At 64.9% G+C, this 23368-nt stretch carries 22 protein-coding genes, 1 other RNA gene and 1 pseudogene; 13 read left to right on the top strand and 11 right to left on the bottom strand.

The features are described 5' to 3' along the window. Nucleotides 1-136: 136 nt before the first annotated feature. A complete protein-coding gene (clpB, locus tag NCR37_RS07575; protein WP_250472466.1) occupies nt 137-2734 on the top strand; it encodes an ATP-dependent chaperone ClpB in 2598 nt (865 codons plus the stop codon). Between the two features lie 169 nt (nt 2735-2903). Here clpB and NCR37_RS07570 read toward each other — a convergent pair whose 3' ends face one another. From NCR37_RS07570 to trxA, 10 genes and pseudogenes are all read right to left on the bottom strand, one after another. After that, the gene (locus NCR37_RS07570; RefSeq protein ID WP_175940464.1) at nt 2904-3371 is read right to left on the bottom strand and encodes a YidB family protein; all 468 of its coding nucleotides are present in this window, start codon (nt 3369-3371) and stop codon (nt 2904-2906) included. 31 nt (nt 3372-3402) lie between these two features. Then, nucleotides 3403-3966 (bottom strand): ComEA family DNA-binding protein, encoded by a 564-nt coding sequence (locus NCR37_RS07565; protein WP_250472465.1) that lies wholly within the window; start codon nt 3964-3966, stop codon nt 3403-3405. 266 nt (nt 3967-4232) lie between these two features. Further along, a pseudogene (locus tag NCR37_RS28700) lies at nt 4233-4445 on the bottom strand (hypothetical protein); the annotation flags it as partial. Between the two features lie 8 nt (nt 4446-4453). Continuing rightward, nucleotides 4454-4594: a hypothetical protein gene (locus NCR37_RS28695; RefSeq protein ID WP_502800499.1), complete on the bottom strand. Its 141-nt coding sequence runs from the start codon at nt 4592-4594 to the stop codon at nt 4454-4456. An 85-nt stretch (nt 4595-4679) separates the two neighbouring features. Next, nucleotides 4680-6041: an MATE family efflux transporter gene (locus NCR37_RS07555; protein WP_250472526.1), complete on the bottom strand. Its 1362-nt coding sequence runs from the start codon at nt 6039-6041 to the stop codon at nt 4680-4682. 43 nt (nt 6042-6084) lie between these two features. Then, nucleotides 6085-7848 carry an ArnT family glycosyltransferase gene (locus NCR37_RS07550; protein ID WP_250472464.1) on the bottom strand — a complete coding sequence of 588 codons (1764 nt, stop codon included), beginning with the start codon at nt 7846-7848 and terminating at the stop codon, nt 6085-6087. Nucleotides 7849-8107: 259 nt separating this feature from the next. Then, nucleotides 8108-8362 (bottom strand): type B 50S ribosomal protein L31, encoded by a 255-nt coding sequence (locus NCR37_RS07545; protein WP_250472463.1) that lies wholly within the window; start codon nt 8360-8362, stop codon nt 8108-8110. A gap of 141 nt (nt 8363-8503) precedes the next feature. Continuing rightward, nucleotides 8504-9331: a M90 family metallopeptidase gene (locus NCR37_RS07540; protein WP_250472462.1), complete on the bottom strand. Its 828-nt coding sequence runs from the start codon at nt 9329-9331 to the stop codon at nt 8504-8506. A gap of 150 nt (nt 9332-9481) precedes the next feature. After that, a complete protein-coding gene (rho, locus tag NCR37_RS07535; RefSeq protein ID WP_159836362.1) occupies nt 9482-10747 on the bottom strand; it encodes a transcription termination factor Rho in 1266 nt (421 codons plus the stop codon). A gap of 262 nt (nt 10748-11009) precedes the next feature. Continuing rightward, nucleotides 11010-11336 carry a thioredoxin TrxA gene (gene trxA / locus NCR37_RS07530; protein ID WP_008349330.1) on the bottom strand — a complete coding sequence of 109 codons (327 nt, stop codon included), beginning with the start codon at nt 11334-11336 and terminating at the stop codon, nt 11010-11012. 333 nt (nt 11337-11669) lie between these two features. Here trxA and ffs point away from each other — a divergent pair. The 9 genes from ffs (at nt 11670) to NCR37_RS07485 (ending at nt 20006) form a co-directional block, all read left to right on the top strand. Beyond that, nucleotides 11670-11768, top strand: an RNA gene (ffs, locus tag NCR37_RS07525) — signal recognition particle sRNA small type. Between the two features lie 163 nt (nt 11769-11931). Then, on the top strand, nt 11932-14625 hold the full coding sequence (dnaX, locus tag NCR37_RS07520; protein ID WP_250472461.1) for a DNA polymerase III subunit gamma/tau: 2694 nt from the start codon (nt 11932-11934) through the stop codon (nt 14623-14625). Between the two features lie 135 nt (nt 14626-14760). Beyond that, nucleotides 14761-15087 (top strand): YbaB/EbfC family nucleoid-associated protein, encoded by a 327-nt coding sequence (locus NCR37_RS07515; RefSeq protein WP_159836360.1) that lies wholly within the window; start codon nt 14761-14763, stop codon nt 15085-15087. Nucleotides 15088-15137: 50 nt separating this feature from the next. After that, nucleotides 15138-15734 carry a recombination mediator RecR gene (gene recR, locus NCR37_RS07510; RefSeq protein ID WP_250472460.1) on the top strand — a complete coding sequence of 199 codons (597 nt, stop codon included), beginning with the start codon at nt 15138-15140 and terminating at the stop codon, nt 15732-15734. 10 nt (nt 15735-15744) lie between these two features. Then, nucleotides 15745-15969, top strand: a complete 225-nt coding sequence (locus tag NCR37_RS07505) for a DUF1653 domain-containing protein (protein WP_244846502.1) — start codon at nt 15745-15747, stop codon at nt 15967-15969. Nucleotides 15970-16000: 31 nt separating this feature from the next. Beyond that, the gene (locus tag NCR37_RS07500; RefSeq protein ID WP_250472459.1) at nt 16001-17206 is read left to right on the top strand and encodes a CaiB/BaiF CoA transferase family protein; all 1206 of its coding nucleotides are present in this window, start codon (nt 16001-16003) and stop codon (nt 17204-17206) included. 93 nt (nt 17207-17299) lie between these two features. Further along, nucleotides 17300-18337, top strand: coding sequence for an ABC transporter substrate-binding protein (locus NCR37_RS07495; RefSeq protein WP_250472458.1), 1038 nt, complete (start codon nt 17300-17302; stop codon nt 18335-18337). 3 nt (nt 18338-18340) lie between these two features. Beyond that, a complete protein-coding gene (locus NCR37_RS07490) occupies nt 18341-19171 on the top strand; it encodes an ABC transporter ATP-binding protein (protein WP_250472457.1) in 831 nt (276 codons plus the stop codon). 10 nt (nt 19172-19181) lie between these two features. Next, complete coding sequence (locus NCR37_RS07485) at nt 19182-20006, top strand: ABC transporter permease (RefSeq protein WP_250472456.1); 825 nt, start codon at nt 19182-19184, stop codon at nt 20004-20006. A gap of 12 nt (nt 20007-20018) precedes the next feature. On the opposite strand, the gene NCR37_RS07480 is transcribed toward NCR37_RS07485, so the two are convergent. After that, nucleotides 20019-20993 carry an NADPH:quinone oxidoreductase family protein gene (locus tag NCR37_RS07480; protein WP_250472455.1) on the bottom strand — a complete coding sequence of 325 codons (975 nt, stop codon included), beginning with the start codon at nt 20991-20993 and terminating at the stop codon, nt 20019-20021. Nucleotides 20994-21096: 103 nt separating this feature from the next. On the opposite strand from NCR37_RS07480, the gene surE reads away from it, so the two are divergent. The 3 genes from surE to NCR37_RS07465 all read left to right on the top strand — a co-directional run. Then, nucleotides 21097-21855 carry a 5'/3'-nucleotidase SurE gene (gene surE, locus NCR37_RS07475; RefSeq protein ID WP_250472454.1) on the top strand — a complete coding sequence of 253 codons (759 nt, stop codon included), beginning with the start codon at nt 21097-21099 and terminating at the stop codon, nt 21853-21855. Next, nucleotides 21852-22868, top strand: a complete 1017-nt coding sequence (locus tag NCR37_RS07470) for a protein-L-isoaspartate(D-aspartate) O-methyltransferase (RefSeq protein ID WP_250472453.1) — start codon at nt 21852-21854, stop codon at nt 22866-22868. Before surE ends, NCR37_RS07470 begins: the two co-directional genes overlap by 4 nt. Before the next feature lie 5 nt (nt 22869-22873). Continuing rightward, a partial coding sequence (locus NCR37_RS07465) for a LysM peptidoglycan-binding domain-containing protein (protein WP_250472452.1) occupies nt 22874-23368 on the top strand: 495 nt, incomplete at its 3' end.

Genomic DNA, 23368 nt, shown 5'->3' with positions numbered 1-23368 from the left:
GGTCTTTCGAAAGCGCCGCCGCGCTGATCGGACGCGGCCAGTTTCGCAGAAAAATCCCCGGAATGAGCGGTTTGCGCGCTTGAAACCGCCCGAAAGCGCCTCATTTTGGTCGTATTCGAATTGGAGCTCACCAAAAATGAGAATCGACAAACTCACCACCAAATTCCAGGAAGCACTCTCGGACGCGCAAAGCCTGGCTGTCGGCAACGACAATCAGTACATCGAGCCCGTGCATCTGCTTTCCGCGTTGATCGCGCAACGCGACGGCTCCGCGCGCTCGCTGCTTTCGCATGCCGGCGTGCAGGTTCAGGCATTGCAGGCCGCGCTCAACGAGGCGATCAGCCGCCTGCCGCAAGTTCAGGGCACGGACGGAAACGTTCAAGTGAGCCGCGACCTCGCCGGTCTTCTGAACAACGCCGACAAGGAAGCGCAAAAGCTTAACGACACCTACATCGCGAGCGAGATGTTCCTGCTCGCCGTAGCGGACGACAAGGGCGAAGCCGGGCGCATCGCCAAGCAGCACGGGCTCACGCGGCGCGCGCTGGAAGCGGCCATCAACGCCGTGCGCGGCGGCGCGCAGGTGAACAGCCAGGACGCCGAGAGCCAGCGCGAGGCGCTGAAAAAATACACCGTCGATCTGACCGAGCGCGCCCGCGCCGGCAAGCTCGACCCGGTGATCGGCCGCGACGACGAAATCCGCCGCTCGATCCAGATCCTTCAGCGCCGCACGAAGAACAATCCGGTGCTGATCGGCGAGCCGGGCGTCGGCAAGACGGCGATTGTCGAAGGCCTCGCGCAGCGCATCGTCAACGGCGAAGTGCCGGAAACGCTCAAGGGCAAGCGCGTGCTCTCGCTCGACATGGCGGCGCTGCTCGCGGGCGCGAAGTATCGCGGCGAGTTCGAGGAGCGGCTCAAGGCCGTGCTCAACGACATCGCGAAGGACGAAGGCCAGACGATCGTCTTTATCGACGAGATTCACACGATGGTCGGCGCAGGCAAGGCCGAAGGCGCGATGGACGCGGGCAACATGCTGAAGCCGGCGCTCTCGCGCGGCGAGCTGCACTGCATCGGCGCCACCACGCTGGATGAATACCGCAAGTACATCGAAAAGGACGCGGCGCTGGAGCGGCGTTTTCAGAAGGTGCTGGTCGATGAACCATCGGTCGAAGCGACTATCGCGATCCTGCGCGGCTTGCAGGAGAAATACGAACTGCACCACGGCGTCGAGATCACCGACCCGGCTATCGTCGCGGCGGCGGAACTGTCGCATCGCTATATCACGGACCGCTTCTTGCCGGACAAGGCCATCGACCTGATCGACGAAGCTGCGTCGCGCATCAAGATGGAAATCGATTCGAAGCCCGAAGAGATGGACAAGCTGGACCGCCGTCTGATCCAGCTGAAGATCGAGCGCGAAGCCGTGAAGAAGGAGAAGGACGAGGCATCGCAGAAGCGCCTGCAACTGATCGAAGAGGAAATCGACCGGCTGAATCGCGAGTATTCCGACCTCGAAGAAATCTGGACCGCTGAAAAGGCGGCGGTGCAGGGCAGCGCGCAACTGAAGGAAGAGATCGAGAAGGTGCGCGCCGACATCGCGCGTTTGCAGCGTGAGGGCAAGCTCGAAAAGGTCGCCGAGTTGCAGTACGGCAAGCTGCCCGAACTGGAAGCGCGCCTGAAGCAGGTCACGCAGGCGGAATCGGAGGAGCAGAACAACCCGACGCGCCCGCGTCTTTTGCGCACGCAGGTCGGCGCGGAGGAAATCGCGGAAGTCGTGTCGCGTTCCACCGGCATCCCCGTGTCGCGCATGATGCAGGGCGAGCGCGAGAAGCTGCTGCAGATCGAGGGCAAGCTGCACGAGCGCGTCGTCGGCCAGGACGAGGCGATCGGCGCGGTCGCGGATGCGATTCGCCGTTCGCGCGCCGGTTTGTCGGACCCGAACCGTCCGTACGGATCGTTCCTGTTCCTCGGGCCGACGGGCGTCGGCAAGACCGAGCTGTGCAAGGCGCTGGCGGCGTTCCTGTTCGATTCCGAGGATCACCTGATCCGCATCGACATGAGCGAGTTCATGGAAAAGCACAGCGTCGCGCGGCTGATCGGCGCGCCGCCGGGGTACGTCGGCTACGAGGAGGGCGGCTATCTGACTGAAGCCGTGCGCCGCAAGCCGTACAGCGTGATCCTGCTCGATGAGATCGAGAAGGCGCACCCGGACGTGTTCAACGTGCTGCTGCAAGTGCTCGACGACGGCCGCATGACGGATGGCCAGGGCCGCACGGTGGACTTCAAGAACACGGTGATCGTGATGACCTCGAACCTCGGTTCGCAGGTGATTCAGGGCATGGTCGGCGAGCCGCAGGAAGCCGTGAAGGACGCGGTCTGGGAAGAAGTGAAGCTGCATTTCCGGCCGGAGTTCCTGAACCGTATCGACGATGTCGTCGTGTTCCACTCGCTGGATCGCGCGAATATCGAGTCGATCGCGAAGATCCAGTTGCAGCGTCTGCACGACCGGCTCGCAAAGCTCGATATGCAGCTGGACGTGTCCGATGCCGCGCTGGAGCAGGTCGGCAAGGTCGGCTACGACCCGGTGTTCGGCGCGCGGCCGTTGAAGCGCGCAATTCAGCAGGAGATCGAAAACCCGGTCGCCAAGCTGATTCTCGCCGGGCGCTTCGGACCGAAGGACGTCATTCCGGTCGATGTCCGGGACGGCGAGTTCGTGTTCGATCGCGTGGTGCACTAAAGTGCTGGCTCCTTCGCGAGTCGAAGGAGCGTAGTCTCGAAGGCAACGAAGCGATTCGTTGCCTTTTTTTGTGCCCGCGATGGGCGGGCGGCTGGTTCGCAGGCACAAGCAAAAGCCCCGCGCCGGCGTGAGCCGGGCGCGGGGCCAACGTACGACAGGACGACCGCGCTTATCCTTGCTTCGGCTCTTCGCTCTTGCCGAAGAGGCCGGCGAGACCGCCGAGCGAGCCGAGCACGCCCGTCAGGTCGAGCTTGCCTTCGGGCGGCACTTCGCCGTTGGGTGTCGCGCGATCGACGATATGCGGCAGCACCGCCGCAAGCATGCCGGAGAGCTGATCGCCGGAAACGCCCGCCTTCTGCGCGAGCGCGCCGACGTTGTCCGCGCCGAGCACGTTGGTCAGGAGGCCCGGGCTGATCGGCTTGTTTTCACCGTTGCCGATCCACGACGAGACGATATCACCCGCGCCGTTCTGATGGAAACGCTGAATCAGCCCCATGATGCCGCCGGGCTGGCTGTTCACGAATTCGAGCGCCGCCGCGATCAGCGCGGCCTGACCGGACTGGCCCGGTTGACCAGTCTGGCCGCCTTGTTGCGACGAATTGCCGAGGGAAGAGGCGAGGATATCGAGTAGGCTCATGGCAGTCTCAGTACTAAAGGTTGCAGATGGATTACAGGCTGGCAGCCGACGCGCTCGCCGCCTTGTCTTTCTTTCGCTTCGATTTCGAGGGCTTCGCGTCGCTAGTTGCCGCCGCAGCCGTGGCGCTCGACTTCTTGGCCGAAGCAGTGGTGGAAGCCGAAGCACCCGCCGGGCCCGATGCCGGGACGACGGCGGGCGTCTGCGCGGTCGTGGCGGCGGGCGATGTCGCAGCGGTCGCCGCCGCCGATGACTTGATGGTCGAGTTCGGCGCGGCCGCGCCGTGAGAAGCTGTCGCGGCTGGGTTCGATGCCTTGCCGGTCGGCGGCAGCGAAGATCCGCCGATGGTCAGGCCGTTCTCTTCCAGCTTGGCAACCGACTTGGCGCCGAGTCCTTTGACGCGATTGGCGAGATCGTCCGCGTCCTTGAACGGGCCGTTCTTCGTGCGTTCGTCGACGATCGCCTTCGATTTGACGGGCCCGAGGCCCTTGACCGAATCGAGCGCGGCTTGATCGGCAGTATTGACATCGACGGCGGCGAACGCCGCGCCGATGGACAGCATGAACGCGAGGCACAGCATCAACAGCTTTCTCAGCATGACGACACTCCAGGCAGATTAACGAAACGAAGGAAACGAAGGAAACGAAGGCCGCACGGTCCGGCAAACGGACGATGCCGTTAAGCATAGGACAAATCCGTGTTTCGAACGCGGGCCGTCCGCATTGTGCATGAGGCCGGGGAAAGCGCTCTATCGGCGCACAATCTTTAACGTTGCAGGGCGTGCGACGGACGGCCGGATTGTGTCCGCGAGCAAATGAGTTGTTGAAACGCTTCGTCGTGCCAACGGTGCGCCAGCGCCGGCAGCTATTTCACGGCAGGCGCGGCAGTTTTCGCAAAAGCGCCGCGCACTTCGAAGGCGACCGAGTCGATCACCTCGCCGCGCCCATCGACGAGTTCGAGCCGGTGACGGCCCGGCCACGGCAGCCACGCGGCGCGGGCGTCGCGGCTGAACGGCTTGCCGTCGAGCCGCCAGCCGAGTTGGCCGACGCCGCCCGTGCGTTCGAACCACACGCGCTGGCGCGCAGCTATCGCTCGTCCTTACTCGTGCCGGTCTTCACCGCGCTGAAGGTACGCGTCCCGAACACGCTGTCGAAGCCGAACATGCGCGTGTGGGTGCTGTTGTCCGCGAGGATGTCGGTGACGATGAAGCTCGCTGCGAGATTCATCGGGGACTCCTGCCGAAGCCGTTTCCGCGGTCCGGCCATCGACGCTTTTCGACGCTTTCTCCCGATTTCGATGACACGCCCTCGTTCAGTCGGCGTCCACCGTATCGAGATGCCGCACGCTCACGCGCCGCCAGTAGACGAAGAGCCCGACGCCCGCCACGCCGAGGCTCAGCGAATTGGCGATCCAGAATCCGCGCGCGCCTTGCAGCCACGCGGGAACCGCGCCGCCGACATCGAAGCCGAGCAAATAACCGCCGCCGAGCCCGATGCCCCACAGCGCGATCGCATAAATGATGGTCGGCACGAGCGTGACCTTGTACGCGCGCAGAATGAAGGCGGTGGTGATCTGCAACGCGTCGCAGAGGTGATAGAAGACGATGATGAGCACGAGCGGCATCGCGGCCGCGATGACGTTCGCATCGGGCGTATAGGCCGCGATGATGTGCGGCCGCGCGGCGAGCAGGATCACGCCGTACACGAACGCCAGCACGCACGCCATGCCGATGCCGTGCCGCGAGATCGACGCGGCTTCGTCGAAGCGCCGCGCGCCGAGCGCCTGCGAAACCAGCGTCGATGACGCAATCCCGATGGCAAGCGGCGTCATGTAAAGCACCGCGCCGAGGTTGCCCGCGATCTGATGGCCCGCGAGCGTGGTCGTGCCGAAACGCGAGATGAAGAGCGCCATGAACGTGTACGACGTCACTTCGATCAGATAAGAGAGCCCCATCGGAATGCCGAGCCGCAAGAGCGCGACCTGCCGCCTGAACACGGGCCACGAAAAGCGCGAGAAGATGCCGAACGGGCGGAAGAACTCGAACTTCACGAGCACCGTCATGCCGACCGCCGCCAGCACCCAGTTGATGAGCGTGCTCGCCAGCGCGCAGCCGGGGCCGCCGAGCGCCGGCACGCCCGCGCCGCCGAAGATGAACCACGTATTGAGCGGAAACTTGAGAAGCAGGCCGCCGACTTGCAGAAACATCACGAGCCGCGGCTTGCCGACCGCGTTGGTCAGCGAACTGTAGACGCGAAACGCGAGGCTCGCGGGCAAGCCGAACGACAAGATGCGCAGATATTGCACCGTGCGTTCGTGCAGCGCGGGCGGCGCCTTCGCGAGACTCAGAAGCGGCTCGGGGAAAAAGAGGAGCGCAAAGCCGATCACCGTCAGCGCCACCGCGAGCCACAGCGCCTGACGCGTCTCCTCGCCGATCTCGCTCTCGCGTCCCGCACCGAAAAGCTGTCCGGCAATCGGCTGAAGCGCGACGAGAATGCCCGTCAGGCCGATGTAGATCGAGATATAGACCGAGGAGCCTAGGCCGAGCGCGGCGAGGTCGGTGGCGGAGAAGCGGCCGACCATCGCGGTATCGATCACGCCGAACGCGATGACCGCGAGCTGGCCGATCAGCACCGGCCACGCGAGCGCGGCGATGGTGCGCACGTCGCGCCACATGCTGGCCTGGCCGTTCGGAATCGAGAGCTTGCGGAGCATGGCCTTACTGGGTCCGGCGCAGCGCTCGCGGGCGCAGCGGCTTCTTTGCCGGCGGCGCGGGGCGCTGGATGCGCACGTAGAGGCGGAAGCGTTCGTCGCGGTCGGCGGCGCGGCGGCCTTCCCACACGAGCTTCCACTGGAACGTCGAGATGGACGGCGGATCGCCGTAATCGGCGCGGTCCTGTCGAAGGATCACATCGCAATCTTCGTCGAACGCGAAGTGCATGCCGCCGAAATAGGCGAAGGTCGCGATCTGCGCATCGCCGAGACGCACGGGCGAAATGCACGTGTAATCGGGCGGAAGATGCTCGGCGATCTGCTCGGCGACGTCGCGATACGTGCGGCTGTAGTTGACGACCGGCAGCCAAAGGGTCATGAGCAGCACCCACATCAGCGTGGTGCCCGCGCTCGACAACACGACGCTGCGCCACAGCACCTTCGGATGACGCGCAAGCCGCCAGCGGGCGAGCAGGAACCAGCAGACCGTCACGGCCACCGCGCACACGAAGGAAATGAGCTTGAACTCGGGGTGAAAGCCCGGCACGAGACGCGCGAGGTTGCGCGCCATCGGCGCCGGAAAGCCGATCATGCCCGCCGTCCACACGAGCCACACCAGCGAGCCGATGATCGTGAAGCTGAGCATCGCGAACCAGTCGATCGCGTTGATCGCGCCGCGCTTGAGCGTCGGCAGCGCGAACGTTGCGAGCACGGAAAGCGGCGGTAAAAGCAGCAGGAAGAGGCGGTTGGTCTCGTGCGCCTGGAGCACGACGAGCACGAGCAGCGGCCCGATGATCGACAACGGCACCGCCACGTGCGGCGAGCGGCGCATGCCGCCCCAGCTCACGAACGCCCACACCGCGAGCGGCCACGCGGGCCAGGCGAAGAGCGGCAGGTTCTTCATCGCGTAGCCGAAGACGATGGACGGCGGGCCGGAGAACGTATAGAAACTCGTGCGCCACCACTGACGCAGCCACCACTCGCCGTCGTCGGGGAAGAAGTGCAGCGTCGGCAACACCCAGGCGGCGATCAGCACGACGGCGACCGGAAGGCCGTAGATCAGCAAGGGCGCGGCGCGCACCTGACGCACGATGATCGTCATGGCGAGCGTGCAGAGCAGCAGCGCGAAGACGAGCACCGGCGAGCTCGACAGTCCGACGACGCCGATCGCCGCGCCCCACACGAGCGCGCCGTGTACCGGCTTGTCGAGGCTGCGCACGAGGCCGTAGATGAGCATGGCCGTGCCGGCGAACTGCGCGAGCTGCGGCGTGGTTTCGTGGCCGCGCTCGGCGAGGCCGAAGCACGCGAGCAGGATCAGGAGCGCGCCATCGGCGAGCGTGCGGCCGTAGTCGCGCGGTTCCGGCTCGCCGCCGAACGCATATTTGAAAGGCTGCGCTTCTTCGCGGCGGCCGAGCAGATACGTCGAATACCAGACGAACGCGCACGCGAGACAGAAGAGCAGGCACGTCACGACGCGCGACGCGTTGCTCGCATCGACCCACGGGCTCAGGAGGCGGATCGACGTCGCGCCGAGCCAGTACATCAGCGGTCCGTCGGCGGTCGGCGCCTTGCCGAGCAGGTTCGGCAGAAGCCAGTCGCGGGCGTCGCCGTTGGCCATCGTCCACATCACGCCGAAGCCCGCTGCGTCTTCGTTCTTCCAGGGATCGCGGCCGAAGAGGCCGAACGACGCATACGTGATGCAGATGGCGAGCAAGAGCCAGCGCGGCAGGGCGCTGGTGGCGGAGGCGGTCAGACGAACGACAGATCGCATGCGAGAAGGCTTGATGGAGAGACGGACCGCCAAGAGGCGTGCGCAAAAAAGCGCGGCGGGGCCGGAGCATCCGGCATTGTAGTCGGGCAGCGGCTTGCGTAGCGTCTTGCCGCGTCGGCATGTAACCGCGCGCAACGACGCTTACCCGTTGCAGCCGACGAGGCGGGCGCGGACGGCCGCCGAAAGATGCGCTGCCAAAGATGCAGGGACAAAAAAGGGCAGCCAAAGCTGCCCTTTTTGCTGAAACCTGAAGCCCGACTTACTTCTTGGTGGAGAAGCGCGCGAACTTGTTGTTGAACTTCTCGACGCGGCCGGCCGTGTCCATGATCTTCTGCTGGCCGGTGTAGAACGGGTGCGATTCCGACGACACTTCGATCTTCGCGAGCGGGTACGTCTTACCGTTGTACTCGGCGGTTTCGCGCGTCTGGATGGTCGAGCGGGTCACGAACTTGAAGTCGTTCGACATGTCGACGAACAGGACTTCGCGGTAATTCGGGTGAATGCCTTCTTTCATGATCTTTCCTGGTATCTGGCGGTAGCCAACCCGCTGCACCGTTCACGGTGGCTTTAGCGAGTCACTTGCCTGGGGGTCGAAAAACAAAGATTATGCCAGAAAATCAGTCGGTTGATACTTTTTCCGAGACGTCTGCAGGAGTCAACCCGCCAGCGCGCCCACGTTCGCCGGGTCTTGGCGGTAATAGCGCGCGAGCAGTCGATACAACTCGGGATACTCGGCCTCGAAAGCCTGCGGGGTGACGAAGAGCGCCTCGCTGCATACCGCGAAGAATTCCGACGGATGGTCGGCCGCATACGGATCGATCAGCGATTCGCGCTCGAAACGGCTCCAGCGGCGCTTCGGCACGGCGTCGACGCGGGCGCAGAACTGGTCGTACGCGTTGTCGAACACGTCGGACCACGCGGCGTGGTCGAGCGGCGCGTGCCAGCGTCGAAAAAGCGGCGGATGCCCGTTAGCCTCGCCGTTCACCATGTCGATCTTGTGCGCGAACTCGTGAATCACGACGTTGTACGCGTCCGAGCCGTCCGCCATCTGCGCGTCCTCCCACGACAGCACGACCGGGCCGCCTTCCCACGCCTCGCCGCTCGCGTCGTGCTCGATCTCGTGCACCACGCCGGCTTCGTCCTCCACGGTCTTTCTGATGACGAACTCGCCCGGATAGACGATCACGCCGACCCAGCCGTCGTACAGATCGAGGCTCAGGTTGAGCACCGGCAGGCACGCCTGCGCGGCGATCGCGACGATCATCTCGTCGGTCAGTTCCAGTTCGTGCGCGGTGGAGAACGACTTCTGCGCGATGAAAAGGCTCGTCAGTTCGCGCAGCTGTTCGCGGTCGGTCGCGCTCAGGTGGCCAAAAAACGGGAAGGCGTCGAGCGTGCGCTGCCAGAGGGCGTCGTCGATGGCGTACTTGCGCAGCGCGCGTTCGCGGCGTTGCGCGCCGAACCAGCGGGTGAAGAGGTTGGGCATCGGTCGGTCGAGTGGTGCGCGGGATCGCGCAGGAACAGACCGGATTGTACGGATGCGAGCCCGGCGGCATCGTGACCGGGCGCCCACGCGTCAATAAAAAACCGCCTGACGATGCAGGCGGTTCCTTGAAAGCGCGAAGCGGAACGGGAATCAACCCCCGCCGCGACGCATCAGGTCGAAGAACTCGGAGTTGCTCTTCGTCTGACGAATCTTGTCGAGCAGGAATTCCATCGCTTCGACTTCGTCCATGTCGTGAATGAACTTGCGCAGCACCCAGACCTTTTGCAGCAGATCCGGCTTGATCAGCAGTTCTTCGCGGCGCGTGCCCGACTTGTTCAGGTTGATGGACGGATACACGCGCTTTTCCGCGAGACGGCGCTCGAGGTGCACTTCCATGTTGCCGGTGCCCTTGAACTCTTCGTAGATCACGTCGTCCATGCGGCTGCCGGTTTCGATCAGCGCCGTGCCGATGATGGTAAGCGACCCGCCTTCCTCGATGTTGCGCGCCGCGCCGAAGAAGCGCTTCGGACGCTGCAGTGCGTTCGCATCGACACCGCCCGTCAGCACCTTGCCCGATGCCGGCACGACCGTGTTGTAGGCACGCGCGAGACGCGTGATGGAGTCGAGCAGGATCACGACGTCATGCTTCATTTCGACCAAGCGCTTCGCCTTCTCGATGACCATTTCGGCCACCTGCACGTGACGCGCGGCAGGTTCGTCGAAGGTCGAGGCGATCACTTCGCCCGCGACCGAACGCTGCATTTCGGTGACTTCCTCGGGACGCTCGTCGATCAGGAGCACGAACAGCACGACGTCCGGATGATTGGCCTTCACCGCATGCGCGATGTGCTGAAGCATCACGGTCTTGCCCGACTTCGGCGACGCGACGAGCAGCCCGCGCTGGCCCTTGCCGATCGGCGCGATCATGTCGATGATGCGGCCCGTGACGTTTTCCTCGCCGCGCATTTCGCGTTCGAGCGGCAAAGGCTTATTCGGATGCAGCGGCGTGAGGTTCTCGAACATGATCTTGTGTTTCGAGGCCTCGGGCGGCTGCCCGTTGACTTTGTCGACCTTCACCAGCGCGAAATAGCGCTCGCCGTCTTTCGGCGTGCGCACTTCGCCTTCGATGGTGTCGCCGGTATGCAGATTGAAACGGCGAATCTGCGACGGGCTGATATAGATATCGTCCGTACTCGCGAGATACGAAGTCTCGGGCGAGCGCAGAAACCCGAAGCCGTCGGGCAGCACTTCGAGCGTGCCGTCGCCGAAAATCGTGTCGCCAGCCTTGGCGCGCTTTTTAAGAATCGCGAACATCAATTCCTGCTTGCGCAGGCGGTTCGCGTTTTCGATCTCCAGGCCATTGGCCATCTCGATCAGTGCAGACACGTGCTGAGACTTGAGCTCGGATAAATGCATACGGATTTCCCGCCGGGGAGAAGAGGTGCGACAGAAAGATTTGGGGAAGAGGTGAGCGGAACCGCTCTAGACTTAATACTGCTAGTTAATACTTCTTGAAGTCTTGTGATTCTAGCATAGCACACGCCGCGCAGGCCTCGGATAGGCCGGGGGCGGGGCTTTTCGGCCGATGTTGTCGTGCGACAACATCGGTTCTCGCGCTTTTCATTGGAATCGCGCGAAGCGAGCGCCGCAGAAAGCCGGGCGCCCGCCGTTGGTGCAGTTACAGGTTGCTGTCGAGGAACGCGGTCAGTTGCGACTTCGACAAGGCGCCGACCTTCTGCGCGGCGACCGCGCCGTTCTTGAACAGGATCAGCGTGGGAATGCCGCGCACGCCGAACTTGACCGGCGTCGACTGGTGTTCGTCCACATTGATCTTCGCGATCTGCAGGCGATCGCCGTAATCCTTCGCGACTTCGTCGAGGATCGGGGCAATCATCTTGCACGGACCGCACCACTCGGCCCAGAAGTCGAGCAGGACAGGTTTATCCGACTTGACGACGTCCTGTTCGAAAGAAGCGTCGCTGATGTGCTTGATTGATTCGCTCATTGTCTGAATACCTCTATTGATTCGAGGCCCGCGTTGGAATGCTCGCCACGATACACGAAAACTGAAAAAGGATTTCGCCGCTCATTTTGCCGCTGAATCTACAGTTCATGAGCGAACGAATGTCCCGCCACCGCGCCCGCCGATTCGGGCCCGGGCACGCACGGTCACAGGTAAGTCACATGCCATCTTAGCCTACTTTGCTATCCGTTGCCCGTGCCCGATAGCGACGATCTGAGGGCGAAAGCACGAAGCACAAGAGCACGGTCGCGCCTTTACAGCGAGGTTCGCGGCGAGCCTTCCGGGCGGCGCGCGGTGCGTGATACAATTCGTCGTGACGGGCCTCCTCGCATGGTGGCGCGGTCAACCTGGTCAGGTCGGGAACGAAGCAGCCACAGCCGCTTTCCACCAGTGCCGAGGGTCGGGCTCGTCACCTTCCGCTTTTCTTGTTGTTCGCCTTGCCTGTTGTCCGCTTTTCCTGTCGTCTTTCCCCCCAGCATTCCCCCGGTTTTTCCAGTGCGGCGACAGCCTCCCTGGACGCTTGCCGCATGCCGCTCTCGCGCGTTTCCCGCAAGTCGTTGCTGATACAATTTCGCGCATGACCTATCAAGTTCTCGCACGCAAATGGCGGCCGAAATCGTTCGAGTCGCTCGTCGGCCAGGAGCATGTCGTTCGCGCGCTCACGCACGCGCTCGACGGCGGCCGTCTGCATCACGCCTATCTGTTCACGGGCACGCGCGGCGTCGGCAAGACGACGCTTTCGCGCATCTTCGCGAAGGCGCTCAACTGCGAGACCGGCGTGAGCTCGAAGCCGTGCGGCGTGTGCCGCGCGTGCCGGGAAATTGACGAAGGCCGCTTCGTCGACTATGTGGAAATGGATGCGGCGAGCAATCGCGGCGTCGATGAAATGGCCGCGCTTCTGGAGCGCGCGGTGTATGCGCCGGTCGATGCGCGCTTCAAGGTCTATATGATCGACGAAGTGCACATGCTCACGAACCACGCCTTCAACGCCATGCTGAAGACGCTGGAAGAGCCGCCGCCGCACGTCAAATTCATTCTTGCCACCACCGATCCGCAGAAGATTCCGGTGACGGTGCTCTCGCGCTGCCTTCAGTTCAACCTCAAGCAGATGCCGGCGGGGCATATCGTCTCGCATCTCGAGCACATTCTCGGCGAAGAGCACATACCGTTCGAACCGCAGGCGCTGCGGCTTTTGTCGCGCGCGGCGGACGGCAGCATGCGCGACGCGCTTTCGCTGACCGATCAGGCTATCGCCTATTCGGCGAATCAGGTGACCGAAGAAGCCGTGCGCGGCATGCTCGGCGCGCTCGATCAAAGCTATCTGATCCGTCTCATCGACGCGCTCGCCGCCGGCGACGGCGCGGGCGTGCTCGCCATTGCGGACGAAATGGCGCTGCGCAGCCTGTCGTTCTCGACTGCGTTGCAGGATCTGGCGAGCTTGCTGCACCGAATCGCATGGGCGCAATTCGCGCCGTCGTCGGTGTTGGACGAGTGGCCCGAAGCCGACGATATCCGCCGCTTCGCGGATGCGCTGTCCGCCGAGCAGGTGCAGTTGTTCTATCAGATCGCGACCGTCGGCCGAAGTGAGTTGGGCCTCGCGCCGGACGAATACGCCGGCTTCACGATGACGCTGCTGCGCATGCTGGCGTTCGAGCCTGCAGGCGGGCCCGGCGGTGGCGGCCTCGCGGTGAACGCGCCGCAAGCAACGAAGCCGCAGCGCAGCGCGGCGCTCGCCGGCGCGATGGCCGAACGCGCGGTGGCGCCCGCGCCGGTTGCTGCAAAGGCGCCGAGCGGGGCATCTGCGGCGACGCACGAGCCGCAAGCGCAGGCCCGTAATCGTAGCGTCGTTTCGGCGTACGCATCGCCTGCATCGAATGGTCGCGACGAAGCATCCGCGGCGAACGGCGAACGCTCGGATGCGTCGCGCGTTTCCGCGAATCGCTCGGAAGACGAAGCCGCCGTTGCGGGCAACGCGCCGCCAGCTGCGTCGCTTGTGTCGGCGACTCGCTTGGAAGACAAAGCCGGCGAGAGAGACAACGCACCGTCAGCCGCGTCGCGCGTCTCCGCGAATCGCCCGGAAGACGAAGCCGCCGATGCTGGCAACGCGCCGCCAGCTGCGTCGCTTGTGTCGGCGACTCGCTCGGAAGACAAAGCCGGCGAGAGAGACAACGCACCGTCAGCCGCGTCGCGCGTTTCCGCGAATCGCTCGGAAGACAAAGCCGCCGATGCGGACAACGCAGCGCCAGCCGCATCGCTCGTCTCCGCGACGCGGGCAGACGACAACGCAGCCAACGCAGCCAACGCAGCCGACGATCCGCCAGCCGCGCCCGCGCCACTTTCCGCCGCCGCCCGACAGACGGTCGACGCCGCTGCATCCGTGGAATCTCCCGCGCCTTCCCGCGCCGGAAGCGGAGCGAGCGCCGCGCTCGAAGTGCTGCGCAGCGCAGGCTTGCGGCTGTCGTCGGATCGCCCGGGGCGCGGATCGGCAGCAGGGCAGGGGAACGCGCCGGCCGCTGCGCCCAAGCCCGTTGCCAAGCCCGCTGTGAAAGTTCAGGTCCCGGAGCCGCGCCGCCCGGCGGCTCAAGCGGCATCCGCGTCGGCACCTGCGTCGGCACCCGCAGCCGCGCCCGAGCCGCAAGCGAAACCCGCCGCGAAAGTCGTTCCGCCGTGGGAGGACATGCCGCCGGACGACTACGCCCCGGCATCGTCGGAAGATGCGTACTTCATGCCGCCCGACGACGGTTACATCCCCGCGTTCGACAACGGCCCCGACGACATGCGCTTTCGCAGCGAACCCGCGCCGAAGTCAGTCCCGAAAGTCGACACCGCGCCGTTGCCGCCCGCCGTCGAGCTCGATGCGCTTGGCGTCGACATCGAATGGGCGGCGCTCGCCGTCGATCTGCCGCTCAAAGGTGTCGCGTATCAACTCGCGTTCAACAGCGAACTGACCGCCTGCGACGCGAATTCGGTCACGCTCACTGTCGCCGTGCCCATGTACAAGGACGCCGGCCACGTCGCGAAGCTCAAGAGCGCGCTTGCCGAGAAGCTCGGCCGCGCCGTCGAAGTCAACGTGAGCGTCGGTCCCGCGCGCCGCACGGCAGCCGCGCTCGACGCAGCCGAACGCGCGAAGAAGCAGCAGGAGGCCGAGCAGGAGATCCAGCGCGATCCGTTCGTGCAGTCGCTCATCCGCGATTTCGGCGCGAGCATCGTGCAAGGCTCGATCAGGCCGCTTGCCGAATCGGGCGGACATACGCCGGGCGCATCCGCCTGACGGGCACGGTACAGTAAGCAGCAAGACACGCCGCACACTCGCCGCATGTGCGGCTTAAATTCCGAAGCGCGCCGCCGCACGTCGCGGCGCGCTCGCCGCCATCCGCATATCCGCTTTTCAGGAAGGAGCCGCACCATGATGAAGAACCAACTCGCCGGGCTGATGAAGCAAGCTCAGCAGATGCAGGAAAACATGAAGAAGATGCAGGATCAGCTCGCGCTGATCGAGGTCGAGGGCCAGTCGGGCGCCGGTCTCGTGAAGGTGACGATGACCTGCAAGAACGACGTGAAGCGCGTGCAGATCGACCCGAGCCTGCTCGCGGACGACAAGGACATGCTCGAAGACCTCGTCGCCGCCGCGTTCAACGACGCCGTGCGCAAGGCCGAAGCCACCACGCAAGAGAAGATGAGCGGCATGACCGCCGGCATGCCGATGCCGCCGGGCTTCAAGCTGCCGTTCTGATCGCGCGCGCCGAAGCGCATTCGGCGCGTTTCGATGCCAACGAAGGACACATGAAACAACCTTCCGCCCTCTCGGCGCTCGTCGAGGCGCTGCGCGCGCTGCCGGGCGTCGGCCCGAAATCCGCGCAGCGCATGGCGTATCACCTGATGCAGCACGACCGCGCCGGCGCCGAGAAGCTCGGCAATTCGCTGCTGTTCGCGACCGAGCATCTGCGCCACTGCGAGAAGTGCAACACCTTCACCGAGGCGCCGATCTGCGAAGTCTGTCTGGATCCGGAGCGCGATCCGGCTCTGCTGTGCGTCGTCGAGACGCCGGCCGACCAGATCATGCTCGAACAGACGCTCACGTATCGCGGGCTGTATTTCGTGCTGATGGGCAGGTTGAGTCCGCTCGACGGCATCGGGCCGAAGGAGATTCACTTCGAGCGCCTGATCAGCCGCGCGCTGGATGGCGCCGTGCAAGAGGTCGTGCTCGCAACGAACTTCACCAACGAAGGCGAAGCCACCGCGCATTACCTCGCGCAGACGCTCAAGTCGAAAGGGCTGAAGGTCACGCGGCTCGCGCGCGGCGTGCCGGTGGGCGGCGAGCTCGAATATGTCGATGCGGGCACTATCGCGCGGGCGATGCTCGACCGGCGCTCCGTATAAGGAAGACTTCATGACAGAAACCGAAGCACTCGCGCTCGCCACGCATCGGCATTACAAGGGCGGGCTGTATCGCGTGATCGGCGTGGCCCGGCACTCCGAAACGGAAGAAGCGATGATCGTCTACGAACACCTGTGGCCGCACGAGCGCGGTTTGTGGGTGCGGCCCGCCGCGATGTTCAACGAGACGCTCGCCGATGGCACGCCGCGCTTCAAGCCGCTGGATCTGCCGCTCTGAAAGCCCATACAAGAACAAAGGAGACGACAACATGAGCGCAATCGCGGGGCCGCTCGCCGGCGTCAAGGTGCTCGAACTGGGCACGCTCATCGCGGGGCCGTTCGCCGCGCGCTTCATGGGCGAGTTCGGCGCGGACGTCATCAAGATAGAAGACCCGAACGGCGGCGATCCGCTGCGCAAGTGGCGCAAGCTGTATCCAGAAGTCGGCGGCACGTCGCTCTGGTGGGCGGTTCAGGCGCGCAACAAGAAGTCCGTGACCGTGAACCTGAAGGCCGAAGAGGGCAAGGAAATCGTCCGGCGGCTCGCGAAGGAAGCGGACATCGTCATCGAGAACTTCCGGCCGGGTCTATTGGAAAAGCTCGGTCTCGGCTATGAAACGCTCTCAGCCGAAAACCCCGGTCTCGTGATGGTGCGGCTCTCCGGCTACGGCCAGACCGGGCCGTATCGAGACCGTCCGGGCTTCGGCGCGATTGCCGAATCGATGGGCGGCCTGCGGCACATCACAGGCTATCCGGACTTGCCGCCGCCGCGCATCGGCATTTCCATCGGCGATTCGATTGCCGCGCTGCACGGCGTCATCGGCGCGCTGATGGCGCTGCATCATCGGCAGGTGAACGGCGGCAAAGGGCAGGTGGTCGATGTCGCGCTCTACGAAGCCGTCTTCAACATGATGGAGAGCGTCGTGCCGGAATACGGCGTCTATGGCCTCGTACGCGAGCGCACGGGCGCGTCGCTGCCGGGCATCGTGCCGTCGAACACGTATCCGTGCCGCGATGGCAGCATCGTCATCGGCGGCAATAGCGATCCCATCTTCAGGCGGCTGATGACCGCCATCGACCGCGCCGATCTCGCGAACGATCCGGCGCTCGCCTCGAACGACGGGCGCGTGCCGCGCACGCAGGAAATCGACGACGCCATCGCCGCGTGGCTTTCGACGCGCAGCATCGACGAGGCGCTCGCCGTGCTGAACGCCGCCGACGTGCCGGCCGGGCGCATCTACAGCGTCGCGGACATGTTCACGGACCCGCAGTACATCGCGCGGCAGATGCTGCAACGCTTCCCCTGGCAGGACGGCCGCGAGATCACGCTGCCGAACGTCACGCCGAAGCTGTCCGACACGCCCGGCGAGACGCGCTGGCTCGGGCCGCAACTCGGTGAACACACCGATGAAGTCCTTACAACGCTCGGGTATCATCCTGACGATATCGCGCGACTGCGGGCGGCCAAGGTGATCTGAGCGAATTGCGTCACCCGGCCGGCAGCGCAGACGAGAACGACAAGCAACCGGAGCGCAATTCATGCGACATCCGGTGGACAGGAGACAACAACGATGAAACGCAGGACGTTCATCGCGAGCGGCGCCGTGCTCGCGGGTAGCGCAGTGTCGGGCATGCCGCTCGCGTTCGCGCAAGGCAAGCCGGAACAGACGAAGGTGTCGATCGCCGTCGGCGGCAAGAACCTTTTCTACTATCTGCCGCTCACCATCGCGGAGCGCCGCAACTACTTCAAGGACGAAGGACTCGATATCGAGGTCGCCGATTTCGCGGGCGGCGCGAAGGCGTTGCAGGCGGCGGTCGGCGGCAGCGCGGACGTCGTGTCCGGCGCGTTCGAGCACACGCTGCTACTGCAAGCCAAGAACCAGTATTTCCGCGAATTCGTGCTGCAAGGTCGCGCGCCCCAGATCGTGCTCGCCGTATCAAAGAAGGCGATGCCGAACTACAAGTCCGTTGCGGATCTGAAGGGCAAGAAAATCGGCGTGACGGCGCCGGGTTCGTCGACGTCGATCATGGCGAGCTTCGTGCTCGCGAAGGCCGGTCTCAAGGCGACGGACGTCTCGTTTATCGGCGTCGGCGCGGGAGCGGGCGCGATCGCCGCGCTGGAGTCCGGCCAGATCGACGCCATGGCGAACCTCGATCCCGTGATGACCAAGCTCGACCGCGCGGGCGAGATTCGCATCGTCTCGGACACGCGCACGCTCGCGGATACGCGCACGGTGTTCGGCGGCAACATGCCCGCGGGGTGTCTCTACGCGTCGCAGAGCTTCATCAGCAAGAATCCGAATACGACGCAGGCGCTGACCAACGCGATGGTGCGCGCGCTCAAGTGGCTGCAAACGGCATCGGGAAAGGAACTGATCGCGACGGTGCCGGAAGGCTATCTGCTCGGCGACCGCGCGCTGTATCTCGATTCGTGGCAGCACGTGAAGGAAGCCATGTCGCCCGATGGCCTGATGCCGGAAGACGGCCCGGCCACGTCACTCAAGACGCTCCAGGCGTTCGACGAGACCGTGAAGGGCAAGCCGATCGACGTGTCGAAGACCTGGACGAACGACTTCGTGAAGAAGGCGCTCGCCTCGGTCAAGGCGTAGCCGATGGCGACGCCCGACCAACCCGCGCTCGCGCTGCAGGACGTCACTTGCACGTTCGCGTCGCGCGAGAATCGCCGCGACCGCTATACCGCCGTTCGCGATACCACGCTTTTGATTGCGCCGGGCGAGTTCGTGTCCGTGGTAGGCCCGACCGGATGCGGCAAGTCCACGCTGCTCAACATCTCGGCGGGCTTGCTGCAGTCGTCGTCAGGCACGGTGAGCGTGTTCGGCGAACCGCTGAAAGGCATCAACCGCCGCGCGGGCTACATGTTTCAGGCGGACGCGCTGATGCCCTGGCGCTCCGCGCTCGACAACGTGACCGCGGGCCTCGCGTTCGAAGGCATGCCGAAAGACGAAGCGCGCTCGCGCGGCGAAGCCTGGCTGAAGCGCGTGGGGCTGTCCGGCTTCGGCGACCGGTATCCGCATCAACTGTCGGGCGGCATGCGCAAGCGCGTCGCGATGGCGCAGACCCTGATTCTCGACCCCGACATCATCCTGATGGACGAGCCGTTCTCCGCGCTCGACATCCAGACGCGGCAGTTGATGGAAAACGAGCTGCTCGAACTGTGGGCTGCGAAGCGCAAGGCGGTGCTCTTCATCACGCATGATCTGGACGAAGCCATCTCCATGTCCGATCGCGTCGTCGTGCTGTCGGCGGGGCCGGGCACGCATCCCATCGGCGAATTCGCGATCGACCTGCCGCGTCCGCGCGATGTCGCGGAGATTCGCTCGCATCCCCGCTTCGTCGAATTGCACGCGCAGATTTGGGGCGTGCTGCGCGAAGAAGTGCTCAAGGGTTATCAGCAGCAATTGAAGCCCGCCGTCGCAAATTAAGAAAACGAACATGTGGAACAAGCTGCGCCCCAATCGGGCCAATCTCGCTCTGTGGCAGTGGCTGCTGCTCCTCGCGTGCTTCATCGTGTGGTACGTGCTCACGAGCCCGACGCTCTTGCCGCCTTTCTATTTCGACGACGCAAACAAGGCCGCGTTCTTCTTCGGCGAGCCGCAGAAGGTGCTCGTGCGCATCTGGGAATGGTTCAGCGGCGGCGAAATTTATATCCACCTTTGGGTGACGCTGATCGAGACGGTGCTCGCCTTCGTCATCGGCACGGTGTCGGGGCTCGCGGTCGGCCTCTGGCTCGCGCTCGCGCCGACGACTAGCGCACTGCTCGACCCCTACATCAAGGCTGCGAACTCGATGCCGCGCGTGATTCTCGCGCCGATCTTCGCCGTGTGGTTCGGGCTCGGCATCTGGTCGAAGGTCGCGCTTGGCGTGACGCTCGTGTTCTTCATCGTGTTCTTCAACGTCTATCAGGGCGTGAAGGAAGTGAGCCCTGTCGTGCTCGCGAACGCCCGCATGCTCGGCGCGAACCGCAAGCAACTGCTGCGTCATGTGTATCTGCCGAGCGCGACGAGCTGGGTGTTTTCGAGCCTGCATACGTCGGTCGGGCTCGCGTTCGTCGGCTCGGTGGTGGGCGAGTATCTCGGTTCGGCGCGCGGCGTCGGCTATCTGATTCTGCAGGCGGAAGGCACGTTCGACATCAACACCGTGTTCGCCGGCATTCTCGTGCTGACCGCGTTCGCGCTGGTGCTCGACGGGCTCGTTGCGCTCGTCGAGCGGCGGCTCATGAAATGGCAGCCGAAAACCGGCGATACCGAGAAGCTGTGAGATAGCAGCGGTCTACGGCTCGATTACGACCTTGCCCGTCACGCGGCGATTCATCATGTCTTCGAGCGCTTGCGGCGTCTCTTCGAGCGTATAACGCTTCGTGACGACGGGGCGCAGCTTGCCCGCTTCGATCCACTCGACCATCGTCGCGAATTCGCGGTCCGCGAGCGCGTGCTCGCGGCGCATGTGATCGCCCCAGAACACGCCGACGATGCTCGCGCCTTTCAGGAGCGCGAGGTTGAGCGGCAGCTTCGGAATCTCTCCGTTCGCAAAGCCGACGACGAGATAGCGCCCGCGCCACGCGATGCTGCGAAACGCCGGTTCCGCATACGCGCCGCCGACGGGATCAAATATGACATCCGGACCATTGCCGCCTGTCAGCGCCTTGATGCGCTCGCGCAAGTCTTCCTTCGTGTAGTCGATGACATCGTCCGCGCCGTGCTCGCGGCAGAACGCGAGCTTCTCCGCGCTCGATGCCGCCGCGATCACCCTCGCGCCGACGATCTTGCCGATCTGCACCGCCGCCAACCCAACGCCGCCCGCCGCGCCGAGCACGAGCAGCGTGTCGCCGGCTCTCAGCTCACCGCGATCCACGAGCGCGTGATACGACGTGCCATAGGCGAGCGTGAACGCGGCGGCCTGTGCGAGATCGACGTGATCGGGCAGCGCGATGCACGCCGTCTCGCTCGCGCGCACCTGTTCGGCGAACGCGCCGTGCGCCGTGTAGGCGGCCACGCGCATGCCGGGCGTGAAGCGCGTCACGCCCGCGCCCACTTCGCGTACCACGCCCGCCAACTCCGCGCCCGGCGTGAACGGCAGCGGCGGCTTGAATTGATACTTGTTCTGAACGATGAGCACGTCCGGAAAATTGACGCTCGCCGCCTTCACGTCGATGATGATTTCCCCGGCTTCAGGGTGCAGGTCCGGCAACGTCTCGATGGTGAGCGTGTCGGGTAATCCGTGTTGATTGCAGCGAACGGCGCGCATGTCGTCTCCTCGTCGTCGAGGCGGTCAGTGTAGGGCACGGCAGCGGTCCGGACGAGCCCGCGCGCGCGTTCGCGCGTCATCTTTCCTCGGTTACAATCGTCAGATGCGAATCCTACTCAGCAACGACGACGGCTATCTGGCGCGCGGCATCAACGTGCTGCACGACGCTTTGCAGCCGCTCGGCAACGTGACCGTGATGGCGCCCGAGCAGAACTGCAGCGGCTCGTCGAACTCGCTCACGCTGTCGCGGCCGTTGAGCATTCATCGCGCGGCGAACGGTTTCAACTTCGTGAACGGCACGCCGACCGACTCCGTGCATATCGCGCTCACCGGCATGCTCGACGAGCAGCCGGACCTCGTGGTGTCAGGTATCAACAACGGCCAGAACGTCGGCGAGGACACGCTGTATTCGGGCACGGTCGCCGCCGCCACCGAAGGCTTCATGTTCGGCATTCCGGCCATCGCGTTTTCGCTCGTCGGCCGCGACTGGCTTCATCTGGAAGATGCGGCGCGCGTCGCGGCGGAAATCGTTGCGCATTTTCTCGATCATCCGATGCCGGGTCATCCGTTGCTGAACGTCAATATTCCCAGCCTGCCGTACGACCAGCTCGGCGAATGGCGCGTGACGCGCCTCGGCAAGCGGCATCCTTCGCAGCCGGTCATCCGCCAGACTGATCCGCGCGGCAATCCGATCTACTGGATCGGGCCGTCGGGCGATGCGCTCGATGCCAGCGAAGGCACCGATTTTCACGCCGTGGCGAACGGCTATGTGTCCATCACGCCGCTGCAGCTCGACCTGACGCACACGAAGCTCATGGCCGAGACGCGCGAATGGGCCGCCGCCGGGAGCCGCCGCTCATGACGGACGAGCGCGCCAAGCGCTTTCCGCTGGCGCTCGCGGACCTGGTACGCGAGCCGCGCAAGCCGGCCGGCCGCGCCGATGCGTCGCGCGTGAAGCCCGCGGTCACGCCGGGCGCGTTGCGTTCGGCGGGCGGCGCGCAGAAAGCGGCGTCCGCCTTCGCTGCCAAAACGGCAAACGGGAAACCGGTTCCCGCAGCGACTTCTCCTGTAGCGCGCAGTCCGGCGCAGGCCCCGCATCCAAGAACGAGCGCGTTGCGCACCATGCAGCGTCCCGCCGAGCGCGACGCGAACGCGAACGCCAACGCCAACGCCAACGCCAACGCCGCGACGAAGAAGGGCGCGCCGAACGTCGCGCTGACGAGCACGCAGACGCTCACCTCCGAACGCGTGCGCGAGCGTATGGTCGAGCGGCTGCGCGGGAACGGCATCACCGATCCGCGCGTGCTGAACGCCATGTCGGTCGTGCCGCGCCACATGTTCGTCGATCCCGGGCTCGCCGCGCAGGCATACGAAGACGCGGCCCTGCCGATCGGTCACCATCAGACCATCTCGAAGCCTTCCGTGGTCGCTCGCATGATCGAACTGGTCGCGGCCGGCCGCACGCTCGACAAGGTGCTGGAGATCGGGACCGGCTGCGGCTATCAGGCGGCGGTGCTGTCGCAGGTCGCAACCGAGGTTTATTCGATCGAGCGCGTGCGGCCGCTGTCCGAGCGCGCGAAGCTCAATCTTCGGCCGCTGCGCGTGCCGAACATCCGGCTGCACTACGGCGACGGCCGTCTCGGCCTGCCTGCGGCCGCGCCGTTCGATGCGATCGTCATCGCGTGCGCGGGGCTCGACGTGCCGCAAGCCTTGCTGGATCAACTGGCGGTCGGCGGCAGACTCGTCGCGCCGGTCGGATCGCAGGCCGCGCAGTCGCAGGTGCTGACGCTCGTCACGCGTGTTTCGGCGACGCAGTGGCGCGAGTCGCAACTGGATCGCGTTTTCTTTGTACCTTTGAAATCCGGAGTGATTTGACACCGATGAGTATCTTGCGTGCTTGGCGAGTAGGGAGTGCGAACGTTCGCCTGACGGCGGCGCAGCGCAGCGTGTGCGTCGTTGCGCTAACCGTGCTGGCGGCGTGTTCGACGCGCATGGACATGGCGCCGGTGGTGGATAGAACCGGCGCGCCCATCGGCACGGATGCCGCCCAGGCCGCCGCGTCCAACGGTCCGCCGCCGCCGGGCTTCTATCGCGTGAAACCGGGCGACACCCTATATCGGATCGCACTGGAAAACGGTCAGAATTATCACGACATCGCTGCCTGGAACAATCTGACCAACCCGAACCAAATCGAGGTCGGTCAGCTGGTGCGCGTCGCGCCGCCGGGAGCGAATGTCGCCGCTGCGACGCCGGGCGTGTCGACCGCGCCCAGCGGGGGTGGCGCGGTCGAAGCGCAGCCGCTCAACGGCGGCGCGCAGCAGCCGGGCGCCACGCCGGGCGCGGCGCAGCCGCCTTACTACGGGCCGAGTTCCGGC

Source organism: Caballeronia sp. GAFFF1 (assembly GCF_023630705.1).
In the GTDB taxonomy this organism is placed as follows: domain Bacteria; phylum Pseudomonadota; class Gammaproteobacteria; order Burkholderiales; family Burkholderiaceae; genus Caballeronia.
Note: the sequence above shows the minus strand (reverse complement) of the source record. Positions and strands in the feature narration are given on the sequence as shown.